The sequence below is a fragment of the Vibrio sp. 10N.286.49.B3 genome, from assembly GCF_002873395.1.
Lineage (GTDB): Bacteria > Pseudomonadota > Gammaproteobacteria > Enterobacterales > Vibrionaceae > Vibrio.
Window position 1 is genome coordinate 1 of record NZ_MCUV01000052.1, and the last position, 247, is coordinate 247.

Annotated in this window: 1 protein-coding gene; it reads right to left on the minus strand. The window is 52.2% G+C overall.

What is annotated here, in order from left to right:
• A partial coding sequence (locus BCU68_RS17070) for a hypothetical protein (protein ID WP_198591759.1) occupies positions 1-247 on the minus strand: 247 nt, incomplete at both ends.

The following is a 247-nucleotide window of genomic DNA, read 5'->3' on the forward strand; positions in this document are numbered from 1 at the left end:
CAGGCACGATATTTATCACGACATCGGCTTCGGTTGGGTTGCTCAGGCTAACCGTAAACTCGGCATCGTCGCCTTCATTAACAATGACTGGATCGCTAATCGATAAGGTGGGTTTATCGTTATCTGGGTTATCACCAGGGCCATTGCCGCCATCGGTGATGGTCGCCTCACCGGTGACGCCCGTCTCACCATTGGTGGTGATATCGTTTGCTTCTGTGACCACAAGACCAAAGGTCTCATCGCCTTC